Here is a 16,756-nt window from a genome sequence, read left to right as displayed (position 1 = left end):
TCACTTTAGTTGCGGCTCGCTAGATGCCGGAATTAACATAGTGGTAACTGCGTAGAGCGACCATAGTGTGAAGGGCAGGTCGCTGTCAATTGCTGCATTGCGGTATCTTTCGCAGATGCGTTTTCGTTGCGCCTTTGCAACAAGAATGTCTGCGGCGGCTGCCGGTTCCCCTTCCAGCCGATCAATTATCGCTTCACACAGATTTTCATATGTGCAGTCGGTCCACGCCTTGTCCGTTCGCAGGCGCACCATGTCGGGCAGAATGCCCGCCAATGCCTTGCGGTGCAATTGCTTGGTCTGCCCAGCCTGCAGCAGAAAATGTTCGGGTACGCTTGCCATGAAGCTGATGTAAGGGCGGGTGAGCATGGGATGCCGCTGCGACAGGCCCGCTTGTGCGGCCTGCCGGGAATTGTGATCGAACATGGTCGACCAATAGGGGTAGCTCCATTTCGACAGTCTAAGGCGCGTATGATGGTCGGGATGCGCTTCATTACGATGCCGCGCGCGCCGTTCCGCCAGCGTGGCCTGTGCTTCCGGGGTCAGCAGCGCTTCCAGTGCGGGCATGGGCCGCGGACGAAGCCATTCGCGCAGGCGGCGCACCGGCGTGCGCGCCCCCTGCGGAAGCAGCGCGACCGCGCCGAACCGCCATGCCATGCGGGCCGTTTCGCGCCAGCCAAAGGCAGCGATATCCTTGGCTGCGGCGTCCCACAGATCGTCGATTGCAGCGTGGCGCACCAGTTCGGCGTAGTAATAGGGTGAGCCGTCGAGCCATTGGTCGCCGCCCACCCCGTTGATGCAGGCCCGGCATCCGTCGGCCACCATGGCCTCCTCCTCCAGCCGCGACATGATGCCGTTTGGCATCAGCGGCAGATCGCGCGCTGTGTTCGCATTGGCGTCGAACCAGGACAGCGGCGGCATGAAATAGGGGCGTTCGGCAATCGTCACGCCAAGTTCGGCCGCCACGGCGCGCGGATATTGCACCTCGTCCGCGCCGGTGCCGGCAGGCCCGGCCAGCGTGTAGCCGCGAATCGACGGGGCAGGAAATGCGCCCTGACGCTCCAGATGCACCGCCATGCAGAAAAGGGCCGTTGAATCCAGCCCGCCACTGGCCTCGATCGCCAGCGGTCGATCCGTGCGCGCCGTGCGCCGAACGCTGTCCGCCAGAAGCGCCCGGTAATGCTCCACATAATCGGCTTCGAGCCGGTAAAGCGGGCGGTCCGGCAAAGGCAAAGACCAGTATTGCCAGACTTTCGGGCCCGAACCGGCAACCGCCATGCTGCAGGATTGCGGCAGCCGGGATATCCCGGTCCACGCGGTTTCGTCGCGGGTGTAGAATTGCCCCGTCAGATATTCCGCCAGATAGCCGATATTGGGCTGCGGCTGGCTCTCCAGCACGGCAAGTATCCCCGCCGCATCCGAGGCGACCAGCAGCCGCGCGCCATCCCACTGATAGAGCAGCGGGCGCAGCCCCTGATGATCGCGCGCGCAGAAGATCGCGTGCTGGCGGCCATCCCACAGCACGAGGGCAAACTCGCCCTCCAGATGCACGGCGCAATCCGTGCCCCATGCCTCGTAGGCGCGCAGCCCGATTTCCACATCGCTGCGGTTGCGGGTGGGATAGCCCTTGGCAGACAGATCGGCGCGCAGTTCGTCGGGATTGGTCAGGTAGCCATCCATCGCCACCTGAATTTGCCCATCATCGCTGGCGGCGATTTGCGGGCCAGTGCTCTGTTCCGCGGTCGACAGCAGTTGCAGATGGCCAAGCGCGACCGGGCCGGACACATGGTGGGCGATGCCATCTGGCCCGCGATAGGCCATTGCCTGCGTCATCGCGCGAATCGCACCGGCATCGGCGGGGCGGCCGTCGGCGTGGAAGATCGCGGCAATCCCGCTCATATGTGAAAGGCTCCTTCGGGATATGGCGCGCGCCGGATTGTGCACGCGTGGCCGATCTGTTGCCCGGAGTTAGGTTCTTGCCGCTGCAATGTCACCAACCGCCTTTGCGCCTGCTCTTCCTCGCCTGGCTTGGCAAGGACGCGTGCTTCGTGCGACGAGGCCCGCCATGATTCTCGAACGCCTCCCGGTTCCGGCCAGCGCTGATCGGCGCTGGACCCTGGGAAAGATGGCCTGGTTCGCTGTGGCCGGGGCCGCCGCTGCCTGCGAGCTTGCGCGGGCACGGTGGCAGCTGCGCCATGTGGTCGGGCACGATCTGGGTGCGCGGAACGCGGCCGCGCAGCTTTCTGGCAAGGCTCCCCGGCTGGATCGGGCCAGGCACAGCGCGGTCCGCGCCCATTTGGCGCGCGCGGTTCCGCGCATGGCGGGTCTGGTGCCGTGGCGTTCCGACTGTCTGGTGCAGGCGATGGCGGCGCAGGAATTGCTGCGCCGATTCGGTATTTCGGCCCAGATCGTGATCGGCGCGAAGAAATCCCCCGGCGAAGGGTTTGCGCCCCATGCCTGGCTGAAAAGTGGCAATTGCATCATTACAGGGGGCGACATTGATGATTATGCCGTGCTGTATGGCGACGAATCCCAGGCCGAATCGCGCGCCATTGATTCGGCGCTCGGCAAATCCGGGGAACCCGATTGAGCGGCTTGCATTGCAGCATATGGGCAACAGACTAAGGGAAATTGCCTATTAGCCGTTGCAATCCATTGTGCAGTGCGGTAACAATTCGATCACGAGTTACTTTACAGGAGCTGGAAGATGTTCAAGTCCATTCTCGCAAGCACTGCTGCTGCTGGCCTGCTTCTGGCCCCGATCGCGGCCCAGGCTAACACGCGCGCCGCCGATGCCAGCGTTTCGCTGGCTCCTCTTGCGGAAATGACCCGCCAGTCCTCGCCGATCGGCGCTGCTCGCAAGGCTGTGGGCGACATTGACGAAGCGCTGCTGGTGGTTCTGTTCGGCGTGGTCGGTGCCGCAATCATCATCATCATCGAAAATCAGGAAGACGACGCGTCCGCCGGCGCCTGATTCGCGGATCGCAATGCGTTTTGGAGAAAGGCGGGCTGCACAGCGTGTGCAGCCCGCCTTTTCGTGTCTGCTTTGCGCGTCCTGATCGCAGCCCGTCATGCATGACCCGGAAACCCTCGCTCAATCAGGCGGCATAATGTCGGCAGCCCGGCCTGGTCTGGGCACGGCCGGGCGCATCTTATCCCCGCGGGTGCAATTGCAAGCGCTGATCGTATTGGCGTTTCTGCTGGGCGGCGGCGGGGTCGCCTATGGTCTCAACAATCTGGCAGTTCAGCTGTTCGCGCTGCTGCTGCTGGCAGCCAACGGCCCCGCGGTGGGCCGTTTCGCAGTCCATGCGCCGTTCTTCCTGCGGCTGCTGGTTCTGCTGACCCTGGCATTGCCGCTGGTGCAGCTTGTTCCTCTGCCGCCCGCCATCTGGCAGGCGCTGCCGGGGCGCGAGGCGGTGCTTGCCTCGCATATGCTCGCGGGCCTGGGTGACGGCCAGTGGGCTGCCCTCAGCCTCGACCGGAGCCGCACCCTGACGGCCTTTGCCAGCCTGATCGTCCCCGCCACATTGATTGCGCTTGGCTCCACCCTGTCCGATGCCGACAAGCGGGCGCTGGCCTGGACGGCGGTTGCCTGCGGTGCTGCTGCCTTGGTGCTGGGCGCGGTGCAATTGCAGGGCGCGAACACCTACGGCCTGCTCTATCCAGTCGATCCGGGGCCGAATATTCTCTACGCAACTTTTGCAAACCGCAATTCCACCGGCCTGTTCTTCGTGATCGGGGCCTGCCTTGCCCTTACGCTGGCCGATCCCGCGCGGCCCCGTGTTCTGCTGGCAGGCGGAATCCTCGCCGTATTGCTGCTGATCGGCGCGATCCTCACCCAGTCACGATCGAGCATGGTTCTGACCGCCCTGCCGCTGGCGCTGCTGCTCTTGCGCCTGATCGCCTTTGCCTTGCGCCGCGGGCCGCGCGCCGACCGCAAGGTTGCCGCCGTCGGCCTGTTCCTGGCGCTTGGCGGGGCGCTGACATTGGGCGCGATTGCCTATTCCGCCGCGCAGGGCGGGCGCGTAGCCGATGCCATCGTCCGGTTCGAGGACCGGCGGACTGACCGGCCGGAAATGTGGGAAGACACGCTCTATGCAGCCGGACAATACTGGCCCGCAGGCAGCGGTGCGGCGACATTTGACGAGGTGTTCCAGCTGCACGAATCGCTGGAATATGTGTCCCCGCGCAAGGCGGGCCGGGCGCACAGTGACTGGCTGGAGGTAACGCTCGAATCGGGAATTGCCGGCTTGGTGCTGGCAGCGGGCTGGCTTCTCTTCGTCCTCTTTTCCAGCTGGCAGCATTTGCGGCGCGGGCCGTGGTGGCCGGGTGTCGGCGCGGGCATGGCCGGGATAGCCATCGCTGCGCAAGCGCTGATCGATTACCCGCTGCGCAACCAGACGCTGCTGTGCATGGCGGGCTTGCTGGTGGTGTTGCTGGCAACACGCTTGCGGGAGAAGGCCGAATGATGGGCCGCATCGCCTGGATCGGCGCGCTGGCGGTTATGGGCCTGGTGATCGGGGCTGCGCAGATTGACCGCGCTTCGCGCTACGCCCCTCAACTGGCCCCGCTGGTGCCGACACCCTTTCGCAGTTTTTCGCTGGTGCATCTGGCGCAAGATGCAATGGTCCATGGGCAGTCCGAGGAGGCCTTGCGCCTGTCGCGCCAACTGGTGCGCGCGCGCCCGCTCCCCGCGGAACATCTGACGCTGCTGTCGCAGGCTGAATTGCGCGCCGGAATGAGCGATGCGGGCCTTGCCGCGCTGGAGGAAGCCGGGCGGCGCGGCTGGCGGGAACCCTATTCCCAGGCCGCGATGGCACGTGCCGCGCTGCTGGCGGGCAATCCCGACGCGGCGGCGCAGCGCCTTGCCGCGCTGCTCGCAACGGGCGCCGCCGGGGCCGATGTGACCGAGCCAATCCTGGCCGAACTGGCGGCCACGCCCCAGGGCCGGGCCGCGCTGGCGCGGCAGCTCGCGCAGCCCGGCTATTGGCAGGCCGGCGTGCTTGCCCGGCCGCGCCTGTTTCCGTCCGGCGGTTACGAGGAAATGCTGCGCCTTGCCGCAAATGAGGAGGGCGGCCTTGCCTGTCCCCTGCGGGATAGCGCGGTCAGCGCTTTGCGGCGTGCGCGCGATTACGAAGGGGCCGCGCGTCTTGCGGAACTGAATTGCCAGCGCGGTTAGGCCGCTTGTGCGGCCCGGCGGTCAATTCTGTTGCGGAACGCTGAAGGTGCCCGAAACACGGCCGCTTCCGCCCGCTGTTCCCGATCCGGCCGCGCTGCCGTCCACGCTGGCGAGGCCGGTGTTGAGGTCGATCACCAGACGTCCGCCGTTCAGCGTGTCGGTGCCGCGGCGCAACGCCACGCCGCCCGCCAGCACGATGACACGGCGGTTAAAATCGTAAACGCCCGATGCGCCGCTCGCGCGTTCGGCCCCGCGCGTGACCACCACGCCGCCAGTCGCATCGATGCGCTGGATCTGCAAACTGCCCTGATCGGTATAGGCGACGGTTGTGCGCTGCGCGGTAAGCCGCAGGTCACCCTGCTGGATCACGACATCGCCCGACAAGACCACGCGCTTTTGCCGGTCCTGCAATTCGATACGGTCGGCGGCATAGCTGACGGGCTGGTTGGAATTGAACCCGGCGATGGACTGCGCGCCGGCCAGCGAGCCGAAGCCCAGCGCGCCCGCCGCGCCGGCGACAAGTCCGCCCAGCAATCCGCGGCGGGCGAGGGCGGCAAGCGAGAGGCGGCGCGTGTTGTTCATGCCGTCGAGCGATAGCCGATCAGAGACATGGTGCAAGCGTATCATTGCCGCGGCCCACCCTTGCTGTCCGGCCGCCCGCCGTTCAGGCCAACCGAAAAGCCGCTGGGGAGACGCATCTGCCCCGGCACCATGCGCAGCCTTGCATTGCCGATCAGCGCGACATTGCGCGCGGGCAGGTCGGCCTCGATCCGGTCCGCCGAGAACGTGCCCGCCGGCAGAACACCCTCTACTCCGCCTTCGCCAAGCAGGCGGCGTTCGGGCAGAAAGACCGACACATTGCTGGCGGTAATGGCATAGCCATCGCTGGCGGTGAACTGCACCGTGCCGGGAATGGTCACGCGTTCGGTCTCGATATTGTAGGTGCCTGCCGCCGCGCTCAGCACGGCCGGACCTTCGGGGAGGACGATGCGCGCCACCAGGCGGTGCATTTCCACCAGCGGCACGGTGTTGCTGGTCTGCACGGCATCGCCCGCTTCGATCGAGAAGGGGCGGCCCTGTCCATCCACCCCGCGATACAGCGCATTGTCCATGCGCAGCCGGTCATCCGCGATGGCCACCTTGTTGCGATCGAGCAGGAAGGACACTTCGCCGCGCGGGCCAAGCGGTGTGATCAGCATCATCGCCGCCACCACGCCCACGCCAGCGGGCAGGGCCACCGCCAGAAACCGCACGATCCGGTCAAGCCGCGAACCGGGGGCGGCAAAGGCCTGGCGGCGGCCCCTCATCCTGTCAGCCTGAATGGTCATGCAGTCCCGCCCGTGGCAAAGCCAGCCTTACTCGTGGCTGAAGATATCCTTGTCGATCCATCCGGCCATATCCAGCGCGGCGCGCGTAGGCAGGAAATCGAAACAGGCCTGCGCCATCTCCAGCCGCCCTTCACGCTCCAGCCGGTCGATCAGCACATCGCGCAGGCGGTGCAGATAGCGGACATCGGACGCAGCATATTCGCGCTGCGCCTCGTTCAGCACAGGCGCGCCCCAGTCGCTCGATTGCTGCTGCTTGGAAATATCCTCGCCCAGCAATTCGCTGACCAGATTTTTCAGGCCGTGCCGGTCGGTATAGGTGCGCGTCAGCTTGCTGGCGATCTTGGTGCAGAATACGGGCGCGGCCACCACGCCCAGATAATGCCGGATCGCCGCCAGATCGAAGCGGGCGTAATGGTAGAGCTTCAGCCGCGACGGATCGGCCAGCACGGCCTTGAGGTTGGGGGCATCAAACGCGCTGCCTCTGGCAAAACGCACCAGATGTTCGTCTCCGCCGCCGTCGCTGATCTGGAGCAGGCAGAGCCTGTCCCGGTGGGTGACCAGCCCCATGGTTTCGGTGTCGACCGCAACCGGGCCGGGCGCCAGCACATCGGCGGGCAGATCTTCTTCGTGGAAATAGACAGCCATAGCCTGATTGCCTTAGGCGGATTGGGTGCAGAGGGAAAGGGCGCGATGGAGCGCAGAATGGATCAGGCAATCCCGGAGAGTTGGCGCGCGGCGCTCGGGCCTGTGCTGGCAACGCCGGCGGCGCGGCAATTGGGCGGCTGGCTGCGCGAACAGGAGGCGGCGGGCAAGGCGATCTATCCACCGCGCGGGGCGCGGCTGCGCGCGCTGGAACTGACACCGCTCGATTCGGTCAAGGCGGTGATCCTGGGGCAGGACCCCTATCACGGGCCGGGACAGGCGCACGGCCTGTCCTTTTCGGTGCCGCACGGTGTGCGCCCGCCGCCCTCCTTGCAGAACATCTTCAAGGAATTGCGCGCCGATCTGGGGGTGGAGCCGCCCGCACATGGCAATCTGGAAAGCTGGGCGCGGGAAGGGGTATTGCTGCTCAATGCCTGCCTCACGGTGGAGGACGGCCAGCCCGCCTCGCATTCCGGGCGCGGGTGGGAAGCCATCACCGATGCACTGGTGAGGGCCGTCGCCGAACGGGCGGTGCCGAGCGTGTTCATCCTGTGGGGCTCCCACGCGCAGAAGAAGGCGAGCCGCATCCCGGCGCTGCAATCCGGGCGGCATCTGCTGATCCAGTCGGCGCATCCCAGCCCGCTATCGGCCCATCGCGGCTTTTTCGGGTCGCGCCCGTTCAGCCGCGCCAATGCCTTTCTGGATAGCGCCGGGCGCGGCGCGATCGATTGGCGGCTGGATTAGTTAGGAAGCTAAGGATATAGCAGCCTACGGAGAGGAATTGCCATGCCGCTTGCCATCAGCCCGCTGTCACCCCGCTTCGGTGCCGAGATTTCGGGTGTGGACATCACGCGCCCGCTGGATGCCGAAACCCAAGCCGCCATCCGTGCCGCGCAGGATGAATGGGGCGTCACCGTGTGGCGCGATACGAGGCTGGATGATGCCGGCCATGTCGCCTTCAGCCGGATCTTCGGCCATGTCGAACTTGCCCCGGTGCACAAGGGCAAGCCGCCGCGCTTTGCCCATCCCGAGCTGTTCGACGCCAGCAACATCGATGCCGATGGGCGGATCATAGACAACGAATTGCGCCGCCTGATCAATGCTGGCAACCGCCTCTGGCATATTGACAGCAGCTACATGAAAGTGCGCAGCGCACAGGCGCTGTTGCTGTGCCATGAAGCGCCGCCTCCGGGCATATCCGCGCCCACGCTGTTTGCTGATACACGCAGCGCATACGAAGATCTGCCGCAGAGCATGAAGGAACGGCTGGAGGGGCTCCGGGCGCGGCATTGCTACTTCTATTCGCGCATGAAAGCCGGATATCCCACCACGGAGGAGGAACTGGACGCCATGCCGCACGCGGTGCAGCCGGTGGTGATGGAGCACAAGGCCAGCGGGCGGCGCGGTCTCTATCTGGGTGCACATGCGCGGGACATTGTGGGGCTGAGCCGCGAAGAAGGCCGTGCGCTGATCGACGAGCTGAACGCACACGCCACGCAGGACAAATATGTGATCGCGGTGGAATACTGCGCCGGCGACATGAGCATCTGGGACAATCTGTGCACCATGCACCGCGCCGGCGATTTCGACGATACGGCGTGGCGCCGCGATATGCGCCGCACCACCATCCGCGAGGCGGGGGTTGTTGCCCCGGACGACCATTTCACGCAAATGTTCGCTGCATCACGCCGCGCGGCGGAGGAGCAGGCATCCGCCAAATAGGGCTGCTTATGCTGCACTTGCACAATAGGAGTGGCTGACCTAAGCCCTTGCCATCCTTTTGCGAAAGGCAAGCGGCAGGTGATGGGGAACAAGGTGAAAGTGGCCGTGCGCATGGTGCGCAAGGTCAAACGCGATTTGATCCACCGGGTCGCCGGCGTCCCATGGATGGACGTCCAGCCGCAGGACCGCTTCCTGTTTTCGTGGCCGCGATCGGGCAATACCTGGCTTCGCCATATCGTCTACCACGCCACCATGCGCGGCGAGGTCTCGGGCTTTGCCGCGCTGGAGAATGCCAGCCCCACGATTGACGCGCTGGAATTCCGCAAGCGGCTGGCCTGGATGAAGCCGCTGCCGGGCGGTCTGCGCTTCTTCAAGTCGCATCTGCCGTATTCGGAGTATTTCCTGAAGGGGAAGGTTGTCTACATCGTGCGCGACGGGCGCGATTCGACCATTTCCTATTACGATTACTTCCGGCACATTCACCGCTATCAGGGCAGCTTCGACGATTTTCTGACAAAGACGCTGGCTGGCCGGGTGCGTTATGGTTCGTGGGCGCATAATGCCGGGTCGTGGGTGGCGCATCGTGGCCATCCCAATCTGCTGCTGATCCGGTTCGAGGATATGCGCGCCGATCCCGTGGGCACGGCGGCGCAGATTTTTGCCTTTTGCGGCCTGGAACTGAGCGCCGAGCAGGTGGAAGCCGCGGTGGCGGACAGTTCGCTCGACAAGGTGCACCAGACCTTCCGCACCTTCCGCAGTGCCCGCAAGACGCAGTTTTCAGGCGGTGTAAACTCAGCCGATGAGGCGGATGAGGTTCAGCCGGCGGGAGAGAAGCCCGCCCCGCGCGGCTGGCGCAATGTTTTCACACCCGAACAGAACCGCCGCTTTGTTGCCAAGGCCGGCCCGCTGCTGGAACAGCTGGGCTACGACCTGGATTAGCGCCTAGACCGCACGGTATCCCATCGACCCGCCAACCGGCACCTTGGGTGCATCCACGCCCGCATCGCGCAGGCGGCGGCCATATTCCTCGATCACGCTGGCGGCATCGGTGATCGCCACCGGGTTGCCGCCTTCATCCAGATGCAGCAGCGCGCCATAGATCACGAACACAATATCGGTTTCCCCGTCCGCATCATCGGCCACTTTCAGCGTGTGGGTGCTGCCCGGCGGCTCGAACAGGTAGGAGCCTGCCACATTGGCCGGGCTGTCCGGATATTCGAGGTAGGACCACTTGCCCGCCAGCGTGTAGGCGTGGACTTCGCCCGTATGCTTGTGCGGGAAAACCTGCGTCCCCGGCGCAAAGCCCATCCGCACGGCAAAGCGCCCGCCTTCGACATCGGCCATCAGCAGTTTCAGCCGGATCGCCGGGTCATCCGCCCAGCTTTCCGCCCAGGGCAGGGCATCGGTATCGGCGTGGTAGCTTTCGGGGATCATGCGCGGCCTCTCCTCTTGTGTTTGCGCAAGAGTGCCAAAGGCCGGGTGAGGAAACAAGCGGGGCGCGAAAGCCCGTAGCCTTCGCGCCCCGCAAATGTTCAGCCTTGCCCCAGCGTCAGCGCGGCAATTCGGAAACGCCCATCAGCGCCTCGTCCACGCTGCGCGCGCATTGGCGGCCTTCGCGGATCGCCCAGACGACCAGCGATTGCCCGCGGCGCATATCGCCGCAGGCCCAGATCTGCGGATCGGTGGTGCGGTAGCTGTCGGTATCGGCCATCACATTGCCGCGCGCATCCAGCGCCACGCCGCTTTGTTCAACCATGCCGGCCTTGCGCGGGCCGACAAAGCCCATGGCGAGCAGGATCAGATCGGCCTTCAGCACGAATTCGCTGCCCGGCACTTCCTGCAATTTGCCCTCGCTCCAGTCGGCACGCACGCATTTCAGGCCGGTCACCACGCCGTCCTCGCTCACCACTTCCTTGGTGAGCACGGCCCAGTCGCGGTTCACGCCTTCTTCGTGGCTGGTGGAGGTGCGCAGCTTCATCGGCCAGTCGGGCCAGGTCAGCAGCTTGTTCTCCTTTTCCGGAGGCTGCGGCATGATTTCGATCTGGGTGACCGACTTTGCGCCCTGCCGGTTGGAGGTGCCCACGCAGTCGGAGCCGGTATCGCCGCCGCCGATCACGATCACGTCCTTGCCCGTGGCCACAAGCGTTCCGCGCGGCGCGGCGCGTTCCTCGCTGTCGCCCGCCACGCGCTTGTTCTGCTGGGTCAGGAATTCCATCGCCAGACGCACGCCGGGAAGCTCTGCACCGGGGATGTTGAGCATACGCGCATCTTCCGCGCCGCCTGCCATTACCACGGCGTTGAAGTTTTCCTTCAGCGACTTCATCGAGACATCCACGCCCACTTCGGTGGAGGTGCGGATGGTGACGCCTTCGGCCTCCATCTGCACCGCGCGGCGATTGATGAGGTGCTTTTCCATCTTGAAGTCGGGAATGCCGTAGCGCAGCAGGCCGCCGATCCGGTCGGCCTTTTCAAACAGCGTCACCGAATGGCCCGCGCGGGCCAATTGCTGCGCACAGGCCATGCCCGCCGGGCCGGAACCGACCACCGCCACGCTCTTGCCCGTCTTCTTGGCGGGAACCTGCGGCTCGATCCAGCCTTCCTTCCACCCGCGATCGACAATCGCACATTCGATGCTCTTGATCGTCACCGGCTGGTCGGTGAGGTTGAGCGTGCAGCTCGCCTCGCACGGGGCGGGGCAGATGCGGCCGGTGAATTCGGGGAAATTGTTGGTGGAATGCAGCACTTCCAGCGCGTTCTTCCAGTCCCCTTCATAGACCAGATGGTTCCAGTCGGGGATGATGTTGTTCACCGGGCAGCCATTGTGGCAATAGGGAATGCCGCAATTCATGCAGCGCGACGCCTGCGCGCGCAGCGCAGGTTCGGGATGCGGGATCACGAATTCCTTGTAATGCTGCAGCCGTTCCTTGGGATCGGCATAGGTGCGATCCTGGCGGTCGATTTCGAGAAAACCGGTTTCCTTACCCATCGTATCGTAACCTTTATTCCGCCGCCACAGAGGCGACGGCCTCGCGCTCGGCCTCAAGTTGCTTCAGCGCGCGCGCGTAATCGGTCGGCATGACCTTGACGAACTTTGCCAGCGCCTCGTCCCAGTTCTCCAGCAATTCCGCCGCGCGGGCCGAGCCGGTGTGCAGCTTGTGCCGTTCCACCAGAATGCGCAGCCGTTCGGCATCGTGATAAAGCGGATCGCCCATCCCGAAATCGGTGACGCTCACCGCGCGCTGCTGCGGCCGGCCGGTGCCCTCCATCACAGAAGGCGCGGCGTCGATCGGCAGCAATTCCACCTGCGCCATGTTGCAGCGGTTGGCGAAAGTCCCATCCGGATCATAGACATAGGCGATGCCGCCGCTCATCCCGGCGGCAAAGTTGCGGCCCGTGGGGCCAAGCACGCAGACCACGCCGCCGGTCATGTATTCGCAGCCATGGTCGCCCGTGCCTTCGACCACCGCAATGGCGCCCGAATTGCGCACGGCAAAGCGTTCACCGGCAACGCCGTTGAAATAGGCCTCGCCCGCAATCGCGCCATACAGCACCGTGTTGCCCACGATGATGTTGGCGGTGGGATCGCGGTCAACGCCCGCGGGCTGGCGCACGATGATGCGCCCGCCCGACAGGCCCTTGCCGACATAGTCATTGGCATCGCCCACCAGATCGAGCGTCAGGCCGTGCGCGGCCCATGCGCCGAAGCTCTGCCCGGCGACCCCGGTGAAGTTGATGCGCAGCTGATCGGGCTTGAGACCCGCATGGCCGAAGCGGCGCGCAATCTCGCCCGACAGCATGGTGCCCACCGTGCGGTTGACGTTGCGGATCGGGAAATCGAGCACCAGCGTCTCGCCATGTTCCAGCGCCGGACGTGCGGCCTGAATGAGCTCGTTATCGAGCGCGTTCTCGAGGCCGTGATCCTGCCCTTCGGTGTGCCGCAGTTCCTTGCCCGCGGGCACTTCGATGCGGCGCAGCAGGCGCGACAGATCAATGCCCTGCGCCTTCCAGTGGCGTTCCACCCGCTTCATGTCGATGCGGTCCACGCGGCCCACCATTTCATCCAGCGTGCGGAAGCCCATTTCGGCCATGATCTGCCGCAGTTCTTCGGCCACGAAGAAGAAGTAGTTGATCACGTGTTCCGGCTGGCCGACGAAACGCGCCCGCAGCACCGGGTCCTGCGTTGCCACGCCCACCGGGCAGGTGTTGAGGTGGCACTTGCGCATCATGATGCAGCCTGCCGCAATCAGCGGGGCGGTGGCAAAGCCGAACTCGTCCGCGCCCAGCAGCGCGCCAATGGCGACATCGCGGCCCGTGCGCAGGCCGCCATCGACCTGCACCGCAATACGGCTGCGCAGATCGTTGAGCAGGAGGGTCTGCTGCGTTTCGGCAAGGCCGATCTCCCACGGGGAACCGGCATGGGTGAGCGAGGTCAGCGGCGATGCGCCGGTGCCGCCTTCATAGCCCGAAATCGTCACATGGTCCGCGCGCGCCTTGGAAACGCCCGCAGCCACTGTGCCCACGCCCACTTCGGACACCAGCTTCACCGAAATGCGTGCGGTGGGCTGGACGTTCTTGAGGTCGTGAATCAGCTGGGCAAGATCCTCGATCGAGTAGATGTCGTGGTGCGGCGGGGGCGAAATCAGGCCCACGCCCGGCGTCGAGTGGCGGGTGGCGCCGATCGTCTTGTCGACCTTGTGCCCCGGCAACTGGCCGCCTTCGCCGGGCTTTGCGCCCTGCGCCATCTTGATCTGGATATCGTCCGAATTGACGAGATATTCGGTGGTCACGCCGAAACGGCCCGAGGCGACCTGCTTGATCGCCGAACGCATCGAATCGCCGTTTTCCAGCGGCGTGAAGCGCGCCGGATCCTCGCCGCCTTCGCCGGTGTTCGATTTGCCGCCGATGCGGTTCATCGCCACGGCCAGCGTGGTGTGCGCTTCCCAGCTGATCGAGCCATAGCTCATCGCGCCGGTGGCAAAACGCTTCACGATCTCGCTTGCCGGCTCCACTTCGCTGATGTCCAGCGGCTTGTCCGCTTTCTTCAGCTCCATCAGGCCGCGGATCGTCAGCAGCCGTTCGGACTGTTCGTTGATGCTGCGCGCAAACGCCTCGTAATCGGCCCATTTGTTGCCGCGCACCGCGTGTTGCAGGTGCGCGATATTGGTGGGCGTCCAGGCATGATCCTCGCCGCGCAGGCGATATTGGTAGATCCCGCCCACATCGAGCATATTGCGGTAGATCGGGTTGTTGCCCCACGCGGCCTGATGGCGGCGCACGGTTTCTTCCGCCACCTGCGGCAGGCCAATACCTTCGATCGTGGTGGCGGTGCCGGTGAAATACTGATCGATAAAGGCGGACGACAGGCCCACCGCGTCAAAGATCTGCGCGCCGCAATAGGATTGGTAGGTCGAGATGCCCATCTTGGACATGACCTTCAGAATGCCCTTGCCGATCGCCTTGATGTAATTCTTCTGCACCTGTTCGGGCGCCAGATCGGCGTGCTTGTCCGCGCGGATCGCTTCCAGCGTTTCGAAGGCGAGATAGGGGTTGATCGCTTCCGCGCCATAACCCGCCAGCACGCAGAAGTGATGCACTTCGCGCGCTTCGCCGGTTTCCACGACAAGGCCGGTCTGCATACGCAGGCCCTGCCGCACCAGATGGTGATGCACGGCAGCCGTCGCCAGCAAAGCGGGCATGGGAATGCGTGAGGGGCTGGCGGCGCGGTCGGACAGGATCAGGATGTTGTGATCCTGCAAAACCGCTTCGGTCGCGGCCCAGCACATTTCCTTGATCGCGGCCTCAAGCCCTTCGGCACCGGTTTCCGCGTCCCATGTCATGTCGATGGTGGCGGTGCGGAACGCGCCGTCGAGGCTGGCTTCGACCGAGCGGATCTTCTCCATGTCCTTGTTGGTCAGGATCGGCTGCTCGACCTCCAGCCGCTTGTGCGTGCCGGCATCCATGCCCAGCAGATTGGGGCGCGGGCCGATCATCGACAGCAGGCTCATCACCAGTTCCTCGCGGATCGGGTCGATCGGCGGGTTGGTGACCTGCGCAAAGTTCTGCTTGAAATAATCGTAGAGCAGGCGGCTCCTGTTTGAGAGCACGGCGATTGGCGTGTCGGTGCCCATCGAACCGATGGGATCATCCGCGTTCACCGCCATCGGTTCGAGGAACTTGGCGATGTCTTCCTGCGTGTAGCCAAAGGCCTGCTGCCGGTCGAGCAGCGTCTCGTCCGACAGGCGCACGGCTTCGCTGGAGGTTTCGATCGCCTCCAGATCCTTCAGCTTGTACTGGGCCTTGTGCAGCCATTCCTCGTAAGGCTGGGCATTGGCGAGGCTGGCCTTCAGTTCCTCATCCTCGATGATGCGGCCTTCTTCCATGTCGATCAGCAGCATCTTGCCGGGCTGGAGGCGCCACTTGCGCACGATGTCTTCCTCGGCAAAGGGCAGCACGCCGCTTTCCGAAGCGAGGCAGACCAGATCATCCTTGGTCACGCAGAAACGTGCGGGCCGGAGGCCGTTGCGGTCCAGCGTGGCGCCGATCTGGCGACCATCGGTGAAAGCCACGGCGGCCGGGCCGTCCCACGGCTCCATCAGCGCGGCATGGTATTCGTAGAAGGCGCGGCGCTTGGGCTCCATCTGCGGGTTCCCGGCCCAGGCTTCGGGCATCAGGATCATCATCGCGTGGGCCAGCGGATAGCCGCCCGCCACCAGCAGTTCGAGCGCGTTGTCGAGGCTGGCCGTGTCGGACTGGCCATGCGGCACGATCGGCCACAGCTTGTCCATATCCGCGCCCAGCAGTTCGCTTTCCATCGTGCGGCGGCGCGCATTCATCCAGTTGGTGTTGCCGCGCACCGTGTTGATCTCGCCATTATGGGCGATGAAACGGAACGGATGCGCCAGCCGCCAGCTGGGGAAGGTGTTCGTGGAAAAGCGCTGGTGCACCAGCCCCAGCGCCGACTGGCAATCCGGGTTCTGCAAATCTTCGTAGAAGCTGCCCACCTGCGTGGCCAGCAGCAGGCCCTTGTAGACCATGGTGCGGCTGGAAAAGCTGGGCATATACAGCTGCGTCAGGCCCGGCAGATTGTGCTTTTCCGCCAGCGCGGCCAGCGGGTTCTGCGTCTGCTTGCGGATCACCACCAGCTTGCGTTCGAACGCATCCTGATCGGCGCAATTTTCGCCGCGGGCCACGAAGCACTGGCGGATGACGGGCATCGATTCGAGCACCGTCTTGCCGAGGCCATCGGTGTTCACCGGCACATCGCGCCAGCCGATCAGGCGCTGGCCTTCCTTGGCGATGAACTTTTCAAAGGTAGCGACCACGAAATCGCGCGCCGCCTCGTCCTGCGGCAGAAAGCACATGGCAACCGCATAATCGCCCGGCTGGGGCAGTTTCAGGCCTTCGCCTTGTGCCCATTTACGCAGCAGCAGATCGGGCAGCTGGATCAGGATGCCCGCACCATCGCCCAGCAGCGGATCGGCGCCCACGGCCCCGCGGTGATCGAGGTTTTTCAGGATCTCCAGCGCCTGGGTCACGATGGCGTGCGATTTTTCGCCTTTGATGTGGGCAATCAGGCCCACGCCACAGGCGTCATGTTCGTTGCGCGGATCGTAGAGGCCCTGAGGGGCTGGCAGCTCGTTCAACTTGGTGGTCCCTGTCTCAGGCCAAGGTTTGCAGCGCCCCGTTGCCGCTGTTGAGCAGGCAGCGATGCGCGACTCACCCGGCATGGGTGCTTGTCATAAATGTCGCGAGATTTCCCCATGGCGACACTAATGTGTTTTGGCAAGATTGCAGGCAGGGCAATTTCGGCCCGCGTTCCATGCGGGCCCGCGTTTACGGATAGGGCCGGTGCATCCCTTGGACCATTGACGGTATCGGGTGGCAAGGC

14 protein-coding genes are annotated in these 16,756 nt (G+C 64.7%); 7 read left to right on the top strand and 7 right to left on the bottom strand.

Annotation, left to right across the window (positions count from 1 at the left end):
- A complete protein-coding gene (locus tag WFP44_RS05575) occupies positions 1-1,896 on the bottom strand; it encodes an asparagine synthetase B family protein (protein ID WP_336925419.1) in 1,896 nt (631 codons plus the stop codon).
- A gap of 166 nt (positions 1,897-2,062) precedes the next feature.
- On the opposite strand from WFP44_RS05575, the gene WFP44_RS05570 reads away from it, so the two are divergent.
- From WFP44_RS05570 to WFP44_RS05555, 4 genes are all read left to right on the top strand, one after another.
- The gene (locus WFP44_RS05570) at positions 2,063-2,587 is read left to right on the top strand and encodes a lasso peptide biosynthesis B2 protein (RefSeq protein WP_336925418.1); all 525 of its coding nucleotides are present in this window, start codon (positions 2,063-2,065) and stop codon (positions 2,585-2,587) included.
- A 117-nt stretch (positions 2,588-2,704) separates the two neighbouring features.
- Positions 2,705-2,971 (top strand): hypothetical protein, encoded by a 267-nt coding sequence (locus WFP44_RS05565; RefSeq protein ID WP_336925417.1) that lies wholly within the window; start codon positions 2,705-2,707, stop codon positions 2,969-2,971.
- Positions 2,972-3,107: 136 nt separating this feature from the next.
- Positions 3,108-4,466, top strand: a complete 1,359-nt coding sequence (locus tag WFP44_RS05560) for an O-antigen ligase family protein (protein WP_336925416.1) — start codon at positions 3,108-3,110, stop codon at positions 4,464-4,466.
- Positions 4,463-5,176, top strand: a complete 714-nt coding sequence (locus tag WFP44_RS05555) for a hypothetical protein (RefSeq protein ID WP_336925415.1) — start codon at positions 4,463-4,465, stop codon at positions 5,174-5,176. Before WFP44_RS05560 ends, WFP44_RS05555 begins: the two co-directional genes overlap by 4 nt.
- Before the next feature lie 21 nt (positions 5,177-5,197).
- On the opposite strand, the gene WFP44_RS05550 is transcribed toward WFP44_RS05555, so the two are convergent.
- From WFP44_RS05550 to WFP44_RS05540, 3 genes are read right to left on the bottom strand one after another with little or no spacing between them, the layout of a single operon-like run.
- Positions 5,198-5,758, bottom strand: coding sequence for an LptA/OstA family protein (locus tag WFP44_RS05550; RefSeq protein ID WP_336925414.1), 561 nt, complete (start codon positions 5,756-5,758; stop codon positions 5,198-5,200).
- A 41-nt stretch (positions 5,759-5,799) separates the two neighbouring features.
- Positions 5,800-6,504: an LPS export ABC transporter periplasmic protein LptC gene (locus WFP44_RS05545; RefSeq protein ID WP_336925413.1), complete on the bottom strand. Its 705-nt coding sequence runs from the start codon at positions 6,502-6,504 to the stop codon at positions 5,800-5,802.
- Between the two features lie 27 nt (positions 6,505-6,531).
- Entirely contained in the window at positions 6,532-7,149 is a 618-nt protein-coding gene (locus WFP44_RS05540) for a ribonuclease D (protein ID WP_336925412.1), read from the bottom strand.
- Between the two features lie 57 nt (positions 7,150-7,206).
- Between WFP44_RS05540 and WFP44_RS05535 the strand changes: the two genes are divergently transcribed.
- From WFP44_RS05535 to WFP44_RS05525, 3 genes are all read left to right on the top strand, one after another.
- Positions 7,207-7,890, top strand: a complete 684-nt coding sequence (locus WFP44_RS05535) for a uracil-DNA glycosylase (protein ID WP_336925411.1) — start codon at positions 7,207-7,209, stop codon at positions 7,888-7,890.
- 42 nt (positions 7,891-7,932) lie between these two features.
- Complete coding sequence (locus WFP44_RS05530) at positions 7,933-8,868, top strand: TauD/TfdA dioxygenase family protein (RefSeq protein ID WP_336925410.1); 936 nt, start codon at positions 7,933-7,935, stop codon at positions 8,866-8,868.
- Between the two features lie 81 nt (positions 8,869-8,949).
- Complete coding sequence (locus WFP44_RS05525) at positions 8,950-9,807, top strand: sulfotransferase domain-containing protein (protein WP_336925640.1); 858 nt, start codon at positions 8,950-8,952, stop codon at positions 9,805-9,807.
- A gap of 3 nt (positions 9,808-9,810) precedes the next feature.
- Here the strand turns inward: WFP44_RS05525 and WFP44_RS05520 are convergent, their stop codons facing one another.
- The 3 genes from WFP44_RS05520 to gltB form a co-directional block, all read right to left on the bottom strand.
- Positions 9,811-10,302, bottom strand: coding sequence for a 2,4'-dihydroxyacetophenone dioxygenase family protein (locus tag WFP44_RS05520; protein ID WP_336925409.1), 492 nt, complete (start codon positions 10,300-10,302; stop codon positions 9,811-9,813).
- Positions 10,303-10,417: 115 nt separating this feature from the next.
- Positions 10,418-11,854: a glutamate synthase subunit beta gene (locus WFP44_RS05515; protein WP_336925408.1), complete on the bottom strand. Its 1,437-nt coding sequence runs from the start codon at positions 11,852-11,854 to the stop codon at positions 10,418-10,420.
- A gap of 13 nt (positions 11,855-11,867) precedes the next feature.
- On the bottom strand, positions 11,868-16,511 hold the full coding sequence (gene gltB / locus WFP44_RS05510) for a glutamate synthase large subunit (RefSeq protein WP_452039003.1): 4,644 nt from the start codon (positions 16,509-16,511) through the stop codon (positions 11,868-11,870).
- Positions 16,512-16,756 lie beyond the last annotated feature (245 nt).

Origin of the sequence: Alteraurantiacibacter palmitatis (assembly GCF_037154115.1) — a bacterium.
Lineage (GTDB): Bacteria > Pseudomonadota > Alphaproteobacteria > Sphingomonadales > Sphingomonadaceae > Alteraurantiacibacter > Alteraurantiacibacter palmitatis.
The sequence above is the reverse complement of the archived record's forward strand: the minus strand, read 5'-3'. Positions and strand labels throughout refer to the sequence as shown.